The sequence below is a fragment of the Shinella zoogloeoides genome (assembly GCF_030733845.1).
GTDB classification, from domain to species: domain Bacteria; phylum Pseudomonadota; class Alphaproteobacteria; order Rhizobiales; family Rhizobiaceae; genus Shinella; species Shinella zoogloeoides_C.
The window spans coordinates 3,473,715-3,493,646 of record NZ_CP132311.1 but is presented as its reverse complement, the minus strand read 5'-3'; the positions used below and the strand labels follow the sequence as shown (position 1 = coordinate 3,493,646).

Sequence of the window (19,932 nt, the reverse complement as noted above, 5' to 3'; positions counted from 1 at the left end):
GTCATTCCCCCTCGCCCTGCGGCGGACGGCGGCGCCGGCTGCCGGGGCCGTCCTTCTCCTCTTCCTCCAGGCCGGCGGCGACCGCGTCGATCAGCAGGCGCCCGCCTTCGAGGTCGATCTCCAGCACGGCGGCCTCGGAGAAGGGGATTAGCACGGGCCGCTTGCCCGGCCCCTTGAGTTCCAGGAGATCGCCCGCGCCGAAATCGAAGATGCCGGTCACCTTGCCGTGGCTGCGCCCGGCCGTGTCGACCGCCTCCAGCCCTTCGAGGTCGGCATAGAAGAACTCGTCCTCGTCCAGCTCCTCGTCCGGCAGGTTGTCGCGCTCGATATAGAGGTCGAGGCCGTTCAGCGCCTCGGCGGCGTTGCGGTCGTTGATGCCGCGGAAGCGCACGACGACGACGTTCTTCGCCTCGCGGATCTCCAGCACCTCGAAGGACCGGCCGTCCTCGGTGTGGAGATGTCCGTAGTCGCCGATCGCCGTCGGGTCGATGGTGTAGGACTTCACGCGGACCTCGCCGCGCAGGCCCTGCGCTGCGCCGACGCTGCCCATGAGGACGGGGTTTTCCAGTTTCAGCATGGCTCGGTTCCGTGCGTTCGATGAAGCCTCTTACGACGTCCGCGCCAAGGCTCCTAGAGCAATTCCAGCAAAAGCGTGCAGCGGCCTGCGTCCGGAATTGTGTCGGATAAAACAAAAACGGGCGGCATGAAACACGCCGCCCGCTTCAAGATGGTGTCGCAGTCGATTATTCGCCAGCGGCGGCAGCAGCGGCGTCTTCTTCCTTCTGCTTCTTCTCGGCGGCGCGTTCCAGCGCCTTCTTGCCCGGCTTCGCCTTTTCCGGGTTGTTGCGGGCGTCGCGCTTCAGGACGCCGGCCTCATCGAGGAAGCGGGTGACGCGGTCGGTCGGCTGGGCGCCCTTGGCGAGCCATTCCTTGGCGCGGTCGGCGTCGATCTGCACGCGGTTGGCGTCGTCCTTGCCGAGCATCGGGTTCCAGGAACCGAGCTTTTCCAGGAAGCGGCCGTCGCGCGGCGAACGGGCGTCGGCAACGACGATCTGGTAGTACGGGCGCTTCTTGGAGCCACCGCGGGCGAGACGAATTTTCAGTGCCATGTCATTTCTCCTTGAGATCTAGGGACCGCTCGTTCAAGCGGTATTCTGGTTTGCGCCGCCATGTTCGGCAGCAATGGCTTCATGGTGCCGGATCACCTCGCGGATGATGAAGTTCAGGAACTTCTCCGCGAAATCCGGATCCAGATTGGCATCCTTCGCCAGGCGGCGAAGGCGCTCGATCTGGTATTCCTCGCGCGCCGGATCGGCCGGCGGCAGTTCATGCGTCGCCTTCAGCACGCCCACCGCCTTGGTGCAGCGGAAGCGCTCGGCGAGCATATGCACGAGGGCAGCGTCGATATTGTCGATCGACTGCCGGTATTCCCCCAGTTGATGCTTGACCTTCGGATCGATCGTCATGCCTCAAATCCTCACTTCTTCTTCGGCAGGCCGGGAAGGCCCGGCAGGCCGCCGAGGCCGGGCAGGCGCCCGCCGCCAAGACCGGCAAGGCCGCCGCTGCCGCCGAGGCCCGGCAGGCTGCCCGGCTTGATGCCGGCGGCATCCGCCTGCTTGGCGAGCGCTTCGAGCTGCTTGGGGTCCATCTTCGACAGGTCCGGCATGCCGCCCATGCCGCCGCCAAGACCCATCTTGCCGGCAAGGCCGCCCATCATCTGCTTCATCATGCCGCCCTTCTTGCCGCCCATCATCTTCATCATGTCCGCCATCTGGCGGTGCATCTTCAGAAGCTTGTTGATGTCGGCGGCATCGGTGCCGGAGCCGGCGGCGATGCGCTTCTTGCGGGAATGCTTGAGGATGTCAGGGTTGGCGCGCTCGGCCCTGGTCATCGAGGAGATGATGGCGATCTGGCGGCCGAAGAGCCTGTCGTCGAGGCCGGCGGCGGACATCTTGTCCTTCATGCCGGCCATGCCGGGCATCAGGCCCATGATGCCGCCCATGCCGCCCATCTTCTGCATCTGGCGCAACTGGTCGGCAAGGTCGTCGAGGTCGAACTTGCCCTTGGCCATCTTGGCGGCCATGGCGGCCGCCTTCTCGGCGTCGATGTTCTCCGCCGCCTTCTCGACGAGCGAGACGATATCGCCCATGCCGAGAATGCGGTCGGCGACGCGGCGGGGGTGGAATTCCTCCAGCTCGCCCATCTTCTCGCCGACGCCGATGAGCTTGATCGGCTTGCCGGTGACGGCGCGCATGGAAAGGGCCGCGCCGCCGCGGCCGTCGCCGTCCATGCGGGTGAGCACGAGGCCGGTGATGCCGACGCGGTCGTCGAAGTTGCGGGCGAGGTTGACGGCGTCCTGGCCGGTCAGCGCATCGGCGACGAGCAGGATCTCGTGCGGACTGGACTTCCGCTTGATCTCCGCCATCTCGATCATCAGCGGCTCGTCGATATGGGTGCGGCCGGCGGTGTCGAGGATGACGACGTCATGGCCGCCGAGCTTCGCGGCCTGCACGGCGCGGGCGGCGATATCGGTCGGCGACTGGCCGGCGATGATCGGCAGCGTGTCGATGCCGGCCTGCACGCCGAGCTGGCGCAGCTGCTCCTGCGCGGCCGGACGGCGCGTGTCGAGCGAGGCCATCAGGACCTTCTTCTTGTCGCGCGTCTTCAGCCGGTTGGCGATCTTGCCGGAGGTGGTGGTCTTGCCGGAGCCCTGCAGGCCGACCATCATGATGACGACGGGGGCGGCGGCGTTGAGGTCGATCGCGACGCCCTCGGAGCCGAGCATGGCGACGAGCTCGTCATGCACCAGCTTGACGACCATCTGGCCGGGCTTGATCGACTTCAGGATTTCCGCGCCGACGGCCTTTGCGCGCACCGCATCGGTGAAGGAGCGCACCACTTCCAGCGCCACGTCCGCTTCGAGCAGCGCACGGCGGACCTCGCGCAGCGCCGCCGAGACATCCGCCTCGGAAAGCGCGCCACGGCCTGTCAGCCCATTCAGAATGGAGCCAAGGCGGTCCTGGAGTGTTTCAAACATCACGTCTTCCTTCTTGTTTCCGCATCGCACGGAAACGTCGGTGCAATCGGCGACAAAAACAAGACGCAAAGCCAAAAAGCACCCGAGGGCGCGTCGCGCTGTCGGGTGTTGACCTCCGGGATCCATGCTATGTCCCGGTCGGCGGCTTCAAGCATTCGCACTTGTCGCAGATGCGCGGCTTAAACAGCATCGAGCCCGGAAAGTCAAGGATCGGAGTCCTGCAATGGCCGACGCGCCAAGGATTCGAAGACTCCAAGGGTTGCATCTGGTATTTTCAACCCGCTTGCGCCATATACGCGCGAGTAATCGAAGACTCCAAATGCAGGATCCGACGACGGGTCCCTGCCGGAATATCCGACATGGCCGCAGAAGCGCAATTCGCCCGCATGAACGGGCTGGGAAACATGATCCTGGTCGTGGACATGCGTGGCCGCGGCGATGCGGTGATGCCGCAGGCGGCCATTGCACTCAATGCCGATCCCGCCACCCGCTTCGACCAGATCATGGCGATCCACGATCCGAAGGCGGACGGCACGGATGCCTTCATCGACATCCTCAACTGCGACGGCACGAAGGCGCAGGCCTGCGGCAACGGCACGCGCTGCGTCGTGCAGGCGCTCGCCGCGGAGACCGGCCGCAAGGTCTTCACCTTGCAGACGGTCGCCGGCATCCTCAATGCGACGGAGCATGCCGACGGTGCGATCTCCGTCGACATGGGCCGGCCGGTCTTCGAGTGGAACCGCATTCCGCTGGCCGAAGAGTTCTTCGACACCAGCCGCATCGAACTGCAGATCGGGCCGATCGACGCGCCCGTGCTGCATTCGCCCGCCGCGATGTCTATGGGCAATCCGCATGCGGTCTTCTGGGTCGACCGCGATCCGATGAGCTTCGATCTCGACCGGTTCGGCCCGCTGCTCGAAAACCATCCGATGTTCCCCGAAAAGGCCAATATCACGCTGGCGCAGGTGACCTCGCCCTCCGCCATGACGACGCGCACCTGGGAGCGCGGCGCGGGCCTGACGCTCGCCTGCGGCTCGGCCGCCTGCGCGGCCGGCGTTTCAGGCGCGCGCACCGGCCGCACCGACCGCAAGGTCGCCGTCACCGTCGCCAGCAGCCCGAACCGCGGCACGCTGACCATCGAATGGCGCGACGACGACCATGTGGTGATGACGGGGCCTGCCGAATGGGAATGGTCGGGCACGCTCGATCCGGCGACCGGCGCCTTCCGGCGCGACGAAGCCGGGGCGGCCGCCCTTTGAGCGGCGTTTCGGTCATAACCTTCGGCTGTCGGCTCAACACCTACGAATCGGAAGTGATGCGCGCCGAGGCCGAGAAGGCGGGGCTCAACAATGCCGTGCTGGTGAACACCTGCGCGGTGACGGGCGAGGCGGTGCGCCAGGCCCGCCAGGCGATCCGCCGCGCGCGGCGCGACAATCCGCACGCCCGCATCATCGTCACCGGCTGCGCCGCGCAGACGGAAAGCGCGACCTTCGCCGGCATGCCGGAGGTCGATGCCGTGCTCGGCAACGAGGAGAAGCTGAAACGCGCCTCCTACCGCGCCCTGCCGGATTTCGGCGTCTCGGCGGAAGAAAAGCTCCGTGTCAACGACATCATGAGCGTGCGGGAGACCGCGCCGCAGATGGTGCGGCTGATCGACGGCCATGTGCGCGCCTTCGTGCAGGTGCAGAACGGTTGCGACCATCGCTGCACCTTCTGCATCATCCCCTATGGCCGGGGCAATTCCCGCTCGGTGCCGATGGGCGCCGTGGTCGACCAGGCGCGAAAACTGGTCGAGAGCGGCTATGTGGAGATCGTGCTGACGGGGGTCGACGCGACCAGCTATGGCGGCGACCTGCCGGGCGGGCCGAGCCTCGGCCTCCTCGCCAAGACGCTGCTGAAGCAGGTACCGGAAATCCGCCGGCTGCGCCTCTCCTCGATCGACAGCATCGAGGCGGACGCGCATCTGTGGGACCTGATCGCCGATGAGCCGCGCTTCATGCCGCACCTGCACCTTTCGCTCCAGCACGGCGACGACCTGATCCTCAAGCGCATGAAGCGGCGCCATTCGAGCGGCGAGGCGCTGGCCTTCTGCGCGCGGGTGCGCGACCTTCGGCCCGATGTCAGCTTCGGCGCGGACATGATCGCCGGCTTCCCGACGGAGACGGAGGCCATGTTCGCCAATGCGGTACGGCACGCGGAAGCCTGCGGCATCGCCCATCTCCACGTCTTCCCGTACAGCCCGCGCCCCGGCACGCCGGCCGCGCGCATGCCGCAGCTCGACCGCGCGCTGGTAAAAGAGCGCGCTGGCCGTCTGCGCGAGACTGGAAAACGGCTTCACGCGGCCCATCTCGCTGGGATGATCGGGAGGCAGGAAATGATCCTCGTCGAGAACAACGGCCTTGCCCACACGGAAAACTTCACGCTCGTCGATGCTGCGGGCCTGAAACCTCGCGAGCTTGTGCCGGTGACGATCACCGGACACAATGGAAAACACCTGACGATGCGGCCAGCGATCGCTCCTGCCACCGCCACCTCACGCAACTAGCGGATACCTTTCATGGCCCTCGGCTTCATCAAGAAGATCTTCACCTTCGGAAAAGACACCGCCGCCGAACCGAAGCCGGAGGCGCAGGATCCTGCCGTCGAGCCGAAGGTAGCCGAACCGGCGCTTGAGACCACGGCCGAAACCCCGCAGGCCGAAACCGTCGTCGAGGAGCGCGACGCGCTGCTGGAGGAGGCGGAAGCCGCCAATCCGGAGGCCGACTATCACATCTCTGAGGATGTCGAGCCCGAAATCTATCCGCTGCCGCACGCGCCTGCCGTGCCGGTCGTAGAAGACCCCGTCGCGCCGGTGGAGATGGAAACCGCGGGCGGTCCTGCCGGCGACGAGATCATGGCCGAGCCGGAGCCGGTGGAAGAGGTTGCCGAGGAAGAGCCGGTTGCGGCGGTAGAAGATATCGTCGCGCCGGAGGAGGAGATCGTCCCGGCCGAGGCGGCGATGCCGGAAGGGTCTGAATCCCGGCCGGAGCCGATGGATGAGACCATCGAGGAAGAGTCCGCTGCGGCAGTAGAAGAGGTCGCGCCGGAGGAAGTCGCCCCGGTCGAGGCAACCATGCCGGAAGAGGCTGCGCCTGCCGAAGTCGACGATCCCGTTCTTGAGGAGGCGATCCGCGCCGAGCCGCCTGCCGAAGCGCCTGTTCTGCCGAAGGGCTTTGCGAGCGCCGAGCGCGCGCCCGTGGAGGAAGCCGCGCCGGCGGCGCAGCCGAAGCGCACCTGGTTCCAGCGCCTGCGCGAGGGGCTTTCGCGCACCTCCTCGCAGCTCACCGGGCAGATCACCAGCCTCTTCACCAAGCGCAAGCTGGACGACGACACGCTGCAGGATCTCGAGGACTTGCTGATCCAGGCTGACCTCGGCGTCGAAACTGCGCTGCGCATCACCGACACGCTGGCCTCCGAGCGCTACGGCAAGGACGTGACCGGTGCCGACGTCTCGCGCATCATGGCGAGCGAGATCACCAAGGTGCTTTCGCCGGTCGCCAAGCCGCTGGAACTCGACCTCAGCCACAAGCCGCATGTCATCCTCGTCGTCGGCGTCAACGGCACCGGCAAGACGACGACGATCGGCAAGCTCGCGGCCAAGCTCTCGGGTGCCGGCCTCAAGGTGATGCTGGCTGCCGGCGACACGTTCCGCGCGGCCGCCATCGAGCAGTTGAAGATCTGGGCCGAGCGCACCGGCTCCGACATTGTCTCCTCCAAGCTCGGCGCCGATGCGGCCGGCCTTGCCTACGAGGCCTACGAGCAGGCCAAGCTGAAGAAGAGCGACGTCCTGATCGTCGACACCGCCGGCCGGCTGCAGAACAAGACGGAGCTGATGGCGGAGCTGGAAAAGATCGTGCGCGTGCTCGGCAAGCTCGATCCCGACGCGCCGCATACCGTGCTCCAGACGCTCGACGCCACCACCGGGCAGAACGCGATGAACCAGGTCGAGATTTTCCGCAACGTCGCGGGCGTCACGGGCCTGATCATGACAAAATTGGACGGTACGGCCCGGGGCGGCATCCTTGTGGGCATCGCCGCCAAGCACAAGCTGCCGGTCTATTTCATCGGTGTCGGCGAAGGGATCGACGATCTCGAACCCTTCGAGGCCAAGGATTTCGCGCAAGCGATCGCAGGAGTTCACGCATGAGCAAGGCAACGCTGGACGCCCCGGCCAAGGCGGAGGAGAAGGTCAGCCCGCTCCTCAAGATGGTGCTGGAACTGGGCCCGCTCGTCGTGTTCTTCTTCGCCAATTCCCGCGGCGAATGGCTGGCGTCGCACTTTCCCGTGCTTGCCGAGATGGGCGGGCCGATCTTCATCGCGACCGGTCTCTTCATGGCCGCTACCGCGCTTGCGCTCGTCGTCTCCTGGGTGCTGACGCGCACGCTGCCGATGATGCCGCTGATCTCCGGCATCGTCGTCTTCGTCTTCGGCGCGCTGACGCTCTGGCTGCAGAACGACACGTTCATCAAGATGAAGCCGACCATCGTCAACACGCTGTTCGGCGCGATCCTGCTCGGCGGCCTGCTGTTCGGAAAATCCCTGCTCGGCTACGTCTTCCACGCCGCCTTCAAGCTGACGGACGAGGGCTGGCGCAAGCTGACGCTGCGCTGGGGCCTGTTCTTCGTCGTGCTCGCCGTGATGAACGAAGTGGTCTGGCGCAATTTCTCGACGGACTTCTGGGTGGCCTTCAAGGTTTGGGGCACGATGCCGATCACCATCCTCTTCACGCTCTCGCAGATGCCGCTGATCATGCGGCACTCTGCCGAGCCGCCGGAAGAGGGCACGACGCCGTAAACTAGGCTTCCAAGCCAGTTCGGCAGGTGTGACCGCCGTAATTTGCCGCCTCCCTCTCCTCCGTCATGCCGGCCTTGAGCCGGCATCCAGCGCGCTCACGTCCGTGAGCGCGGAAGATTCCTTCAACGGACCCAAAGTGTTCTCTCACCGCGCGGACGCGCGGTGGCTGGATTCCGGCTCAAGGCCGGGATGACGGAGGAGGGTTAGGGGAGGAGGATTATCCCGCCGGGGCCTGTGCGCCCAGCGCCTTCTCGATCGCCGGATAGAGGCCTTCCTTCAAACTCCTGTCGTCGAAGGGGCCGACCTTCTTGTAGAGTATCGTGCCGTCGGGGCCGACGAGGTAGGATTCCGGGATGCCGTAGACGCCCCAGTCGATGGCCATCTTGCCGACCGGGTCGAGGCCGATGGCGGAGAAGGGGTTGCCGAGCTCGCCGAGGAAGCGCAGGGCGTTCTCGCTGCCGTCCTTGTAGTTGACGCCGACGACGGTGAGGCGCGGATCCTTCGACAGCGCCATAATCACCGGATGCTCCTGCCGGCAGGGCACGCACCAGGAGGCCCAGAAATTGACGAGCGTCAGCTTACCTTTGCCGGGTTCGGCGGTGAGGGCCGGCACCGGCGCGCCGTCCTTCGTCGCGCCGGCGAGCGGTTCCAGATCACGCCAGGGCGCCTTGGTGCCGATCAGGGCGGAGGGGATTTCCGAGATGTTGCGGCCGGAATTGAGCTGCGTCCAGAAGATCAGCGCGAGGCCGAGGAAGATCGCCAGCGGCAGCGCGGCGAGGATCAGGCGCGTGCGGGTGCCGGCGCCTTCGGCATCGCCTTCGCTCTCGCTCATCCTGCGTCCTCGGTGCGGGCGGACCGGCGGCGGATGCCGGCGGCTTCGAGCTGCTCCAGCTCGCGATGGCGGCTGCGATGGTCGAGCCAGACCCAGAGCACGAGGCCGACCGTGACGGCGAAGGCGGCGATGTAGGAAGCCATGACGTAGAAGGTGTGGCTCATGCGGCGCCTCCCGTGCGTCCGGCCGAGCGGGCCGCATGACGGCGCAACACCGCGATGCGGCGGCGCAGGATCTCGTTGCGCATGGCCAGGATATGCAGGGTGAAGAACAGCAGGGTGAAGGCGAGTGCCATCACGACGAGCGGCCAGAGGAATTCCGGATCGATGGTCGGGCCGTCCATGCGGATGACGCTGGCCGGCTGGTGCAGCGTGTTCCACCATTCGACGGAGAATTTGATGATCGGGATGTTGACGAAGCCGACGAGGATCAGCACGGCGCTGACCTTGGCGGCACGCGTCGGGTCGTCCATTGCCCGGCCGAGCGCGATCAGGCCGAGATACATTAGGAACAGCACGAAGACCGAGGTCAGCCGCGCATCCCACACCCACCAGGTACCCCACATCGGCTTGCCCCAGAGCGAGCCGGTGATGAGGGCGACGAGCGTGAAGCAGGCGCCGATGGGCGCGGCCGCCTTGGCCGAGACGTCGGCGAGCGGATGGCGCCAGACGAGCGTGCCGAGCGCCGACAGCGCCATGACCGTGTAGCACATCATGGAGAGCCAGGCGGCGGGCACATGTACATACATGATGCGGACCGTCTCGCCCTGCTGGTAATCGCCGAGCGTGGCGAAGGAAAGGTAGAGCCCGACCGCGAAGAGACAGAGCGTCAGCCCGGCAAGCCAGGGCCAGACGGTGGCGACCAGCGCCAGGAACCGCGTCGGGTTGGCGAGGTCGCTGAATTTGCGGATGGCAAGGCTCGGTTCGCTCATGGGGGCCCTTCAACGTGTCGGATGGTTCTTTAACGCGTCAGCACCCTATCTTCAATTGATCTGCGGCAATCACATTAGCGTCAGTCGCTCGAAAGACGAAGTGCCGCGGCGGCCGCAACGGGACCGATGACCGCGAAGGCGAGGTTGAGCGCGACGAGAATGAGGAAGGACGGCAGGAAGGGCGCCGGGTCCTGGATCGCCGCATAGACGGCGCTCACCCCGAAGATCAGCACGGGAATGGCGAGCGGCAGCACGAGGATGGAGACGAGCAGGCCGCCGCGCGGCAAAGCTACCGCGACCGCCGCGCCCGCCGCGCCGATGAAGGTGATGGCGGGCGTGCCGGCAAGCAGCGTCAGCGTCGTCGCACCGATCGCCGTCTCGTCCATGTTCATGAAGAGGCCGAGCAGCGGCGAGGCGACGACCAGCGGCAGGCCGGTCGCGATCCAGTGCGCGAGGCACTTGATGAAGACCGTCAGCACCAGCGGCGTCTCCTGCATCAGCAGGAGATCGAGCGAGCCGTCCTCGCGCTCGGCCTGGAACAGCCGGTCGAGGCCGAGCAGGGCGGCCAGCAGCGCGCCGATCCAAAGGATCGCCGGGCCGATGCGGGAGAGGAGGTTGAGGTCGGGGCCGACGCCGAAGGGGATGACGGCGACGACCGTCATGAAGAACAGCACGCCGACCAAGGCGCCGCCGCCGGCGCGCACGGAGAGCTTGAGGTCGCGGGCGAGGAGGGCGATCATGCTGGGGCCTTTGGGGTTTGCGGGTGCTCCCCCCCCTCTGCCCTGCCGGGCATCTCCCCCTCAAGGGGGGAGATCGAATCGTTGCGGCGTTTCCCCAAAAACCGGCGCTGAAAACCGGGCGATCGGCTTGAGTCCTGCCAATCTCCCCCCTTGAGGGGGAGATGCCCGGCAGGGCAGAGCGGGGTAACCGCGTGCACGCCTATCACCACACATCCTCCATCGCACCCGCAAATCCGGTCATCCTGAGTTCCTTCACCCCCTCCAGCCCCAGCGGCTGGTGCGTTGCGGCAAGCGCGATTCCGCCGCGGGCAAGGTGAGCCGTAACCAAGCCGGCGAACATCGTTTCGGCGGCGGCGTCGAGCGCGGCCGTCGGCTCGTCGAGGATCCAGACCGGGCGCCAGGAAACGAGCAGCTTCGCCATGGCCATGCGGCGTTGCTGGCCGGCCGAGAGGTAGCCGAAGGGAAGGTGGGCGATGCCGCCGAGGCCGACCGCCTCGACCGCCTCGGTGACAGACATGCCCGCGCCACCAGCAAAGTCGCCGAAGAAAGATTTCCAGAAGCCGAGATTCTCCGCGACGGTCAGTTCCCGCTTCATCGCGTTGCGGTGCCCGAGATAGTGCGCCGCCTCACCGACGCGCTCGACCGGGTGCGCTGCAGCAAGGAGTTTCGCCGACCCCGCTTCAGCCGGCAGCAGCCCCGCCACGACCCTGAGCAGCGTCGACTTGCCGGAACCGTTCGGACCCTTGACGACAAGTGCTTCGCCGCGGGCGATTTCAAAGGAAATATCTTGGAAAATCAGGTCTTCGCCGCGCTTGGCGCTCAATCCCTCGGCGACGAGCCGCATGACTGTTCACTTTCCCTTTACGACCTTGGTCGCAACGCAAAAAAATTGTCCCGTTTTGCCTATAAGCGCTCTGGAACGTTTTCTGGAAATTATCTATAACGCCCGCAACACGCCAGCGGTCGGCGTGAATTTCATCCAAGCGCCGAACACGGGAATGATTTCCGCGTACGGACAGCGGAAATGGCCGCACCCGCATCCCATACGCGCTTCACAAGCGCTCGGGCGTTCGTACGTCAGCTTTCTGGCGCCAGACGAGACGGGGTATAAAGTGTCCAAATCCCTAGACAGTTTCAATTGTCGTTCGACCCTTACGGTGGGCGGCACCGACTATGTGTATTACAGCCTGCCCAAGGCTGAGGCGAACGGCCTTGCGGGCGTCTCGAAGCTGCCCTACTCGATGAAGGTGCTTCTAGAGAACCTGCTGCGCTTCGAGGACGGCCGCTCGGTCACCAAGGAGCAGATCCTCTCCGTCGTCGACTGGCTGACGAACAAGGGCACGGTCGAAAACGAGATCGCCTATCGCCCGGCGCGCGTGCTGATGCAGGACTTCACCGGCGTTCCCGCCGTTGTCGACCTTGCGGCCATGCGCGACGCGATGGTCTCGCTCGGCGGCGACCCGGAGAAGATCAACCCGCTCGTCCCCGTCGACCTCGTCATCGACCACTCGGTCATCGTCGACGAATTCGGCACGCCGACCGCCTTCGCCCGCAACGTGGAGCTGGAATACCAGCGCAACGGCGAGCGTTACCGCTTCCTCAAGTGGGGCCAGCAGGCGTTCCAGAACTTCCGCGTGGTCCCGCCCGGCACCGGCATCTGTCATCAGGTCAATCTGGAGTATCTGGGCCAGACGGTCTGGACCAAGGAAGAAGACGGCGAGATCATCGCCTACCCGGATACCTGCGTGGGCACGGACAGCCACACGACCATGATCAACGGCCTCGGCGTTCTCGGCTGGGGCGTTGGCGGCATCGAGGCGGAAGCCGCCATGCTTGGCCAGCCGGTCTCAATGCTGCTGCCCGAGGTCATCGGCTTCAAGCTGACCGGCAAGCTCAAGGAAGGCGTCACGGCGACCGACCTCGTGCTGATGGTCGTGCAGATGCTGCGCAAGAAGGGCGTGGTCTCCAAATTCGTCGAATTCTTCGGCCCCGGCCTCGACAACATGACGCTCGCCGACCGTGCGACGATCGGCAATATGGGCCCGGAATACGGCGCGACCTGCGGCTTCTTCCCGGTCGACAGCGAAACCGTCAACTACCTCACCATGTCGGGCCGCGAAGAGCAGCGCATCGCGCTGGTCGAAGCCTATTCCAAGGCGCAGGGCATGTGGCGTGACGGCGACGGCTCCGACCTCGTCTTCACCGACACGCTCGAACTCGACCTCGGCGACGTGGTTCCGGCCATGGCCGGCCCGAAGCGCCCGGAAGGCCGCATCGCGCTGGAGAACATCGCGTCGGGCTTCGCCGCATCGATGGATGCCGACTACAAGAAGCCGGGCCAGCTCGAGAACCGCTACCCGGTCGAAGGCACCGACTACGACCTCGGCCACGGCGACGTCGCCATCGCCGCCATCACCTCCTGCACCAACACGTCCAACCCGTCGGTGCTCATCGCCGCGGGCCTTCTTGCCCGCAATGCGGTCGCCAAGGGCCTGAAGACCAAGCCGTGGGTGAAGACCTCGCTGGCGCCCGGATCGCAGGTGGTTGGCGAATACCTTGCCAAGTCCGGCCTCCAGGCCGATCTCGACAAGCTCGGCTTCAACCTCGTCGGCTTCGGCTGCACGACCTGCATCGGCAATTCCGGCCCGCTGCCGGGTCCGATCTCCAAGACGATCAACGACAAGGGCCTGATCGCCGCGGGCGTGCTCTCGGGCAACCGCAACTTCGAAGGCCGCATCTCGCCGGACGTGCAGGCGAACTACCTCGCCTCGCCGCCGCTCGTCGTCGCCTATGCGCTCGCCGGTTCCGTCCAGAAGGACCTCACGAAGGAGCCGATCGGCGACGACCGGGACGGCAACCCCGTCTACCTCAAGGACATCTGGCCGTCCTCGCAGGAGATCCAGGAATTCATCCTGAAATACGTCACCCGCGCGCTCTATGCCGCGAAATATGCCGACGTGTTCAAGGGTGACGAGAACTGGCAGGCCGTGCAGGTGCCCGACGGTCAGACCTATGCCTGGGACGACCAGTCGACCTATGTGCAGAATCCGCCCTATTTCGTCGGAATGGGCAAGACCGGCTCGGGCCTCAAGAACATCGAAGGCGCCCGCGTCCTCGGTCTCTTCGGCGACAAGATCACCACCGACCACATTTCCCCGGCCGGCTCGATCAAGGCGGCTTCCCCGGCCGGTGCGTATCTCACGCATAACGGCGTCGCCGTTGCGGACTTCAACCAGTACGGCACGCGCCGCGGCAACCATGAAGTCATGATGCGCGGCACCTTCGCCAATATCCGCATCCGCAACCACATGCTCGGCCCGAACGGCAAGGAAGGCGGCTACACCATCCACTATCCGTCCAAGGAAGAGATGTCGATCTACGACGCGGCCATGAAGTACAAGGCCGAGGGCGTTCCGCTCGTCATCTTCGCCGGCGTCGAATACGGCAACGGCTCCTCGCGCGACTGGGCGGCCAAGGGCACGAATCTGCTCGGCGTCAAGGCCGTGGTGGCGCAGTCCTTCGAGCGCATCCACCGCTCCAACCTCGTCGGCATGGGCGTCGTGCCCTTCGTCTTCGAGGACGGCACGACCTGGGCCTCGCTCGACCTCAAGGGCGACGAGATCGTCACGATCGACGGGCTGGAAGGCGACATCAAGCCGCGCGAGAAGAAGATCGCGAAGATCACCTATTCCGATGGCACGGTGAAGGAGGTTCCGCTCCTCTGCCGCATCGATACGCTCGACGAAGTCACCTACATGAACAACGGCGGCATCCTGCAGACCGTTCTGCGCGACCTCGCCGCCTGATCGAACGCGACCTAAACTGCGACGTGCCGGGGCCAAAAGCCCCGGCATTTCTGTTTTCAGCCGCTGGAATCCAACCGACAGTTTCACTCCATCGTGACTTCCTGTTGAAGCGGCAAGCGCGTATGACGGCTCAAAGGCTGGCCGTTCTGCCGGCGTTCCATTGGAAATGATCATGCCGAGACCGTATATTCCGGAATGTCTGGCGATCCTGCTGACGCTCGGAGCCAGCGCCGCCCACGCTGAGGAAGCCGTAAAGCCCAAGGGTGTCGTCGAACTCTTCACCAGCCAGGGCTGTTCGTCCTGCCCGCCGGCCGACAAGGCGCTCGAGACGCTGGCGCGCGAGGGCGAGGTCGTCGCGCTTTCCTACCACGTCGACTACTGGAACTATCTCGGCTGGGCGGACACGCTCGCCTCCAAGGACAATACCGACCGGCAATATGCCTATGCCCGCATGTTCGGTCGCAACGGCGTCTATACGCCTCAGGCCGTGCTGAACGGCCGCGAGCATGTCAACGGCGCCGACATTTCCGGCATTCGCGGGCGCATCGCCTCCATGCCGGGCGAGGGCAAGGGGCTCGACGTGCCCGTCGATGTCGAGGTGAAGAACGATGAGCTGCGCATCCGCGTCGGGCCGGGCGAAGGCAAGGCCAACATCGTCATCGCCTATTTCGAACGCGAACGCGCGATCAACATCGACAAGGGCGAGAACCGCGGCAAGACGGTCAACTACTGGCACGCGGTGACCGACATGGAAACCATCGGCATGTGGGAGGGTAAGGAAACGAACCTGGTGCTTCCCGCCGACATGCTGAAGAAGAAAAAGAAAGCCGGCGGCTGCGCCGTGCTGCTCCAGCGCATGAAGAGCGCCGATACGCCGGGCGCCATCCTGGGCGCGACGGTGCTGACGGGCGACAAGGCTTCGCGATAGGTTCCCCTGCGGGGGAGGTCCGGTCCGGCTTCTTCGAGGGGCTGGGGCTTGAGGGTTCGAAGAAAGACGGACCGGACCGAGACGAAGCTGCCGGCAACGGAATAAAGGGCAGCTTCGACAGACGCTGGCGTACAGAGCCGGCTTCCCGCACAAGGCAGCGGGCCCGGTACGAGCTGCGACCGGCGAACTCTCTCCTTTAATTTGGGCGTCTGTTTGTCTGAAATGCGGCGAGACGGATTTTTGCGAAAACATGCACTTTGCCCCATCCGCCTTGCTTTTCGGGGCCGGTCAGGCACACTGTCACCGTGCCGTCACAGGGAAGGTGCGGAGATTCGATGACCGATCAGCCGGATTTGCAGGCGTCCAACGTCGTGGTCGACCTCACGGAATATCGCAGCAGCAAGGATCCGCTGCCGGTGACCTTCCATCGACGGGAGCTCGATGCAATCCTCTGGGTCTATGGCCGTATGGTCGGCGAAGGCGAATGGCGCGACTATGCCATCGACCATCTGCGCGACAGGGCGGTGTTCTCGGTCTTCAAGCGCTCGGGCGAAATGCCACTCTACCGCATCGAGAAGAACCCCAAGCTGGCCGCCAAGCAAGGCGCCTACAGCGTCATCAACCAGCACGGCACCATCCTGAAGCGCGGCCACGAGCTGAGCCAGGTGCTGAAAGTGTTCGACAAGGTGCTGCGCCTCATCGAGACGTAGGCATTTCCCGCTCCGATTTCAGCGCATCGTTCCCGGATAGTCCGCGCCCGACGGTTCCGTGCCGGCGCCCTCGCCGAGCGCGCGCTGCATGAAGACCGTGTCCAGCCAGCGTCCGTGCTTGAAGCCGGTCGCCGTCATGCGGCCCGAATGCTCGAAGCCGGCGGCGCTGTGGACCGCGATCGAGGCGGGGTGCGCCCCGCCGATGACGGCCACCATCTGGCGGAAGCCGAGATCCGTACAGCGCCGGATCAGCTCGGCGAGCAGCGCCTTGCCGACGCCCTTGCCGCGCGCTTCCGGCGCCAGATAGACGGAATCCTCGACGAGCCAGCGATAGGCTGGCCGCGTGCGGAAGGCCGAGGCGTAGGCATAGCCGAGGATGAGCCCGGTCTGTTCGACGGCGACGATATAGGGGTAGCCCTTCTCGGTGATCGCCGCGAACCGCGCCTCCATCTCGTCGAGGGTCGGCGGGTCGATCTCGTAGCTCGCCACGCCGTTGAGGACGGATTCGCGGTAGATCTCGGTGAAGGCGGCGATATCGCCGAGTGCGGCGGTGCGGATGACGAAGCTCATGGAAAGCCTGCGCATTTCGGATATGGGACGATGCGTCCCATCCCATATCCTTTGTCCGCTTTCAAGCCGCCCGTCTGTCAGGCGCCGTAGACGATGAGCAGGTCCTTGGCGTCGATCTGGTCGCCGGCGCGCACCAGCACCTCGGAGACCGTGCCGTCCTTCTCCGCATGCAGCGCCGTCTCCATCTTCATCGCCTCGATGGAGACCAGCACGTCGCCGGCCTTGACCTGCTGGCCGGCCGAGACCGAGACCGTCGAGATAACGCCGGGCATCGGCGCGCCGAGATGGGCGGCATTGCCATTGTCGGCCTTGCGACGGGCGACGGAGGTGGCGGCGCGGTTGCGGTCCGGTACCTTGATGAGGCGCGGCTGGCCGTTCAGTTCGAAGAACACCTTGACCATGCCCTGCGCATCCGGCTCGCTCTGCGCCTGGTGCAGGATGACGAGCGAGACGCCCTTCTCGAGTTCCGGCTGAAGTTCCTCGCCCGGCGCCAGGCCGTAGAAATAGGCGGGCGTCGGCAGCACGCTGACCGGGCCGTACATGTCGGCGGCGAGCGCATAGTCGGTGAAGACCTTCGGATACATCAGGTAGGAGGCGAACTCGAAGTCGTCGACCTTGCGCTCCAGCTTGTCCTCGATGGCCTTGCGCTCCGCATCGAGATCGGCCGGGGGCAGCAGCGAGCCGGGCACGGCGGTATAGGCCGCCTCGCCCTTCAGCGCCTTCTTCTGGAGGGCCGCCGGCCAGCCGCCCGGAGGCTGGCCGAGATCGCCCTTCAGCATGGAGACGACCGAGTCCGGGAAGGAGACGTCCTTTGCCGGATTCTCGACATCCGCGACGGTGAGGTCCTGGGAGACCATCATCAGCGCCATGTCGCCGACGACCTTGGAGGACGGCGTCACCTTGACGATATCGCCGAACATCTGGTTGGCGTCGGCATAGGCCTGGGCGACGCGATGCCACTTGGTTTCGAGGCCGAGCGAGCGGGCCTGTTCCTTGAGGTTGGTGAACTGGCCGCCCGGCATTTCATGCAGGTACACTTCCGAGGCCGGCCCCTTGAGGTCGCTCTCGAAGGCGGCGTACTGGAAGCGCACGGCCTCCCAGTAGAAGGAGATGCGGCGGATCCATTCGGGGTCGAGGCCGGGATCGCGCTCCGAGCCCTTCAGTGCCTCGACGATCGAGCCGAGGCAGGGCTGCGAGGTGTTGCCGGAGAGGGCGTCCATCGCCGCATCCACCACGTCGACGCCGGATTCGACGGCGGCGAGCACGGTCGCGGCCGCGATGCCCGACGTGTCGTGGGTGTGGAAGTGGATCGGCAGGTCCGTCGCCTCGCGCAGCGCCTTGAAGAGCACACGGGCGGCGGCGGGCTTGAGGAGGCCCGCCATGTCCTTCAGCGCGATCATGTGCGCGCCGGCTTTTTCGAGGTCGCTCGCAAGCGCGGTGTAATATTTGAGGTCGTATTTCGGGCGGGCCGAGTTCAGGATGTCGCCGGTGTAGCAGATCGCCGCTTCGCAGATCTTGCCCTCTTCCACCACCGCGTCCATCGAGACGCGCATGTTGTCGACCCAGTTGAGGCAGTCGAAGACGCGGAAGACGTCGATGCCGCCCTTGGCCGCCTGGCGGACGAAATATTTCACGACATTGTCAGGGTAGTTCTTGTAGCCGACGCCGTTCGCGCCGCGCAGCAGCATCTGCAGCAGGAGGTTCGGCGCATCCTCGCGGATGCGGGAAAGCCGCTCCCACGGGTCTTCCGTCAGGAAGCGCATGGAGACGTCGAAGGTCGCGCCGCCCCAACATTCCAGCGAGAAGAGCTGCGGCAGCGCTCGCGCATAAGTGCCGGCGACGCGGGCGATGTCATGGGTGCGCATGCGGGTGGCGAGCAGCGACTGGTGGCCGTCGCGCATGGTCGTGTCGGTGAGCAGGACCCGTTCCTCGCCGCGCAGCCATTCGCCGAACTTCTTCGGACCGAGTTCGTCGAGCTTCTGCTTGGTGCCGGCAGGAATATCGCCGCCGACGAACGGCACGACCGGCTTTGCGACATCGGCCGACGGCCGCGGACGGCCTTTGGCCTCGGGGTGGCCGTTGACGGTGACGTCGGCGAGGTAGGTGAGCAGCTTCGTCGCGCGGTCCTGGCGTTTGACCTGCTGGAAGAGCTCGGGCGTCGTGTCGATGAAGCGGGTCGTGTAGCTGTTGTTGCGGAAGGCCTCGTGGCCGATGATCGCCTCGAGGAAGGTGAGGTTGGTGGCGACGCCGCGGATGCGGAATTCGCGCAGCGCGCGGTCCATGCGGGTGATCGCCTCGACCGGGTTCGGCGCCCAGGCCGTGACTTTCACGAGCAGCGGATCGTAGAAGCGGGTGATGACCGCGCCGGGATAGGCCGTGCCGCCATCGAGGCGGATGCCGAAGCCGGAGGCCGAACGGTAGCCGGTGATGCGGCCATAGTCCGGAATGAAGTTCTGTTCGGGGTCTTCCGTGGTGATGCGGCACTGCAGGGCGTGGCCGTTGAGGCGGATGTCCGCCTGGGCGGGAACGCCCGATTCCGGCGTGCCGATCGCCTCGCCGTCGAGGATATGGATCTGCGCCTTGACGATGTCGATGCCGGTCACGACCTCCGTGACGGTGTGCTCGACCTGGATGCGCGGATTGACCTCGATGAAGTAGAATTTCCCGGTATCGGCATCCATCAGGTATTCGACCGTGCCGGCGCCGATATAGTTGGTGGCGCGGGCGATCTTCAGCGAATAATCGGCAAGCTCCTGGCGCTGCGCGGCGTTGAGATAGGGGGCAGGGGCGCGCTCGACGACCTTCTGGTTGCGGCGCTGGATGGAGCAGTCGCGCTCGAAGAGATGCACGACATTGCCGTGGGTGTCGCCGAGGATCTGGCTTTCGACGTGGCGGGCGCGCTCGACGAGCTTTTCGAGGTAGACCTCGTCCTTGCCGAAGGCGGCCTTGGCCTCGCGCTTGGCTTCCGTCACCTCGCGGATCAGGTCCTTCGGGTCGCGGATGGCGCGCATGCCGCGGCCGCCGCCGCCCCAGGAGGCCTTCAGCATGACGGGATAGCCGATCTCGGCGGCGAGGCAATGGATTTCCTTCTCGTCGTCCGGCAAGGGATCGGTGGCGGGCACCACCGGCACGCCGACGGAGATGGCGAGGTTGCGCGCGGCGACCTTGTTGCCGAGCTGGCGCATCGTATCGGGCCGCGGGCCGATGAAGGTGATGCCGGCGGCATCGCAGGCATCGACGAATTCCGGGCTTTCCGACAGGAGGCCGTAGCCGGGATGGATCGCATCGGCGCCGGAAAGCTTTGCGACGCGGATCACTTCATCGATGGAGAGATAGCTCTCGATCGGCCCGAGATCGCGCGAAAGATGCGCGCCACGGCCAATCTGGTAGCTTTCGTCCGCCTTGAACCGGTGCAGCGCCAGTTTGTCCTCTTCCGCCCATATCGCAACCGTTTTGAGCCCCAGTTCATTGGCCGCGCGGAACACGCGGATGGCAATTTCGGACCGGTTGGCGACAAGGATCTTGGAAATGGGCAAGTCGAACTC

18 protein-coding genes are annotated in these 19,932 nt (G+C 65.5%); 7 read left to right on the top strand and 11 right to left on the bottom strand.

Going from position 1 to position 19,932, the window contains the following annotated elements; all coding sequences use genetic code 11:
- Position 1: 1 nt before the first annotated feature.
- The 4 genes from rimM to ffh all read right to left on the bottom strand — a co-directional run bounded on the left by rimM (position 2) and on the right by ffh (position 3,037).
- Positions 2–577 (bottom strand): ribosome maturation factor RimM, encoded by a 576-nt coding sequence (gene rimM / locus Q9316_RS18155; protein ID WP_306032963.1) that lies wholly within the window; start codon positions 575–577, stop codon positions 2–4.
- A gap of 166 nt (positions 578–743) precedes the next feature.
- Positions 744–1,109 (bottom strand): 30S ribosomal protein S16, encoded by a 366-nt coding sequence (gene rpsP / locus Q9316_RS18150; RefSeq protein WP_306032962.1) that lies wholly within the window; start codon positions 1,107–1,109, stop codon positions 744–746.
- A 33-nt stretch (positions 1,110–1,142) separates the two neighbouring features.
- On the bottom strand, positions 1,143–1,466 hold the full coding sequence (locus tag Q9316_RS18145; RefSeq protein ID WP_306032961.1) for a chorismate mutase: 324 nt from the start codon (positions 1,464–1,466) through the stop codon (positions 1,143–1,145).
- An 11-nt stretch (positions 1,467–1,477) separates the two neighbouring features.
- Positions 1,478–3,037, bottom strand: a complete 1,560-nt coding sequence (gene ffh, locus Q9316_RS18140) for a signal recognition particle protein (RefSeq protein WP_306032960.1) — start codon at positions 3,035–3,037, stop codon at positions 1,478–1,480.
- Positions 3,038–3,396: 359 nt separating this feature from the next.
- On the opposite strand from ffh, the gene dapF reads away from it, so the two are divergent.
- From dapF to Q9316_RS18120, 4 genes are read left to right on the top strand one after another with little or no spacing between them, the layout of a single operon-like run.
- Positions 3,397–4,296: a diaminopimelate epimerase gene (gene dapF, locus Q9316_RS18135; RefSeq protein ID WP_306032959.1), complete on the top strand. Its 900-nt coding sequence runs from the start codon at positions 3,397–3,399 to the stop codon at positions 4,294–4,296.
- Entirely contained in the window at positions 4,293–5,582 is a 1,290-nt protein-coding gene (gene mtaB / locus Q9316_RS18130) for a tRNA (N(6)-L-threonylcarbamoyladenosine(37)-C(2))-methylthiotransferase MtaB (protein ID WP_306032958.1), read from the top strand. Before dapF ends, mtaB begins: the two co-directional genes overlap by 4 nt.
- 12 nt (positions 5,583–5,594) lie before the next feature.
- A complete protein-coding gene (gene ftsY / locus Q9316_RS18125) occupies positions 5,595–7,223 on the top strand; it encodes a signal recognition particle-docking protein FtsY (RefSeq protein ID WP_306032957.1) in 1,629 nt (542 codons plus the stop codon).
- Positions 7,220–7,870, top strand: a complete 651-nt coding sequence (locus Q9316_RS18120; protein WP_306032956.1) for a septation protein A — start codon at positions 7,220–7,222, stop codon at positions 7,868–7,870. The genes ftsY and Q9316_RS18120 overlap by 4 nt, the downstream gene beginning before the upstream one ends.
- A gap of 217 nt (positions 7,871–8,087) precedes the next feature.
- Here the strand turns inward: Q9316_RS18120 and Q9316_RS18115 are convergent, their stop codons facing one another.
- The 5 genes from Q9316_RS18115 to ccmA form a co-directional block, all read right to left on the bottom strand.
- Complete coding sequence (locus Q9316_RS18115; RefSeq protein WP_306032955.1) at positions 8,088–8,702, bottom strand: DsbE family thiol:disulfide interchange protein; 615 nt, start codon at positions 8,700–8,702, stop codon at positions 8,088–8,090.
- Positions 8,699–8,866: a heme exporter protein CcmD gene (ccmD, locus tag Q9316_RS18110; protein WP_306032954.1), complete on the bottom strand. Its 168-nt coding sequence runs from the start codon at positions 8,864–8,866 to the stop codon at positions 8,699–8,701. The genes Q9316_RS18115 and ccmD overlap by 4 nt, the downstream gene beginning before the upstream one ends.
- A complete protein-coding gene (locus tag Q9316_RS18105; RefSeq protein ID WP_306032953.1) occupies positions 8,863–9,633 on the bottom strand; it encodes a heme ABC transporter permease in 771 nt (256 codons plus the stop codon). The genes ccmD and Q9316_RS18105 overlap by 4 nt, the downstream gene beginning before the upstream one ends.
- 80 nt (positions 9,634–9,713) lie before the next feature.
- Positions 9,714–10,373 carry a heme exporter protein CcmB gene (gene ccmB / locus Q9316_RS18100; protein WP_306032952.1) on the bottom strand — a complete coding sequence of 220 codons (660 nt, stop codon included), beginning with the start codon at positions 10,371–10,373 and terminating at the stop codon, positions 9,714–9,716.
- A gap of 202 nt (positions 10,374–10,575) precedes the next feature.
- Positions 10,576–11,217 (bottom strand): heme ABC exporter ATP-binding protein CcmA, encoded by a 642-nt coding sequence (gene ccmA, locus Q9316_RS18095; protein WP_306032951.1) that lies wholly within the window; start codon positions 11,215–11,217, stop codon positions 10,576–10,578.
- Between the two features lie 268 nt (positions 11,218–11,485).
- Between ccmA and acnA the strand changes: the two genes are divergently transcribed.
- The 3 genes from acnA (at position 11,486) to Q9316_RS18080 (ending at position 15,817) form a co-directional block, all read left to right on the top strand.
- Complete coding sequence (gene acnA / locus Q9316_RS18090) at positions 11,486–14,179, top strand: aconitate hydratase AcnA (protein WP_306032950.1); 2,694 nt, start codon at positions 11,486–11,488, stop codon at positions 14,177–14,179.
- Between the two features lie 169 nt (positions 14,180–14,348).
- Complete coding sequence (locus Q9316_RS18085) at positions 14,349–15,107, top strand: DUF1223 domain-containing protein (RefSeq protein WP_371878016.1); 759 nt, start codon at positions 14,349–14,351, stop codon at positions 15,105–15,107.
- 335 nt (positions 15,108–15,442) lie between these two features.
- Positions 15,443–15,817, top strand: coding sequence for a DUF2794 domain-containing protein (locus Q9316_RS18080; protein ID WP_306032948.1), 375 nt, complete (start codon positions 15,443–15,445; stop codon positions 15,815–15,817).
- Positions 15,818–15,835: 18 nt separating this feature from the next.
- On the opposite strand, the gene Q9316_RS18075 is transcribed toward Q9316_RS18080, so the two are convergent.
- Together Q9316_RS18075 and pyc are read right to left on the bottom strand one after the other, a co-directional pair.
- Positions 15,836–16,387, bottom strand: a complete 552-nt coding sequence (locus tag Q9316_RS18075) for a GNAT family N-acetyltransferase (protein WP_306032947.1) — start codon at positions 16,385–16,387, stop codon at positions 15,836–15,838.
- A gap of 77 nt (positions 16,388–16,464) precedes the next feature.
- Positions 16,465–19,923: a pyruvate carboxylase gene (pyc, locus tag Q9316_RS18070; protein WP_306032946.1), complete on the bottom strand. Its 3,459-nt coding sequence runs from the start codon at positions 19,921–19,923 to the stop codon at positions 16,465–16,467.
- Positions 19,924–19,932 lie beyond the last annotated feature (9 nt).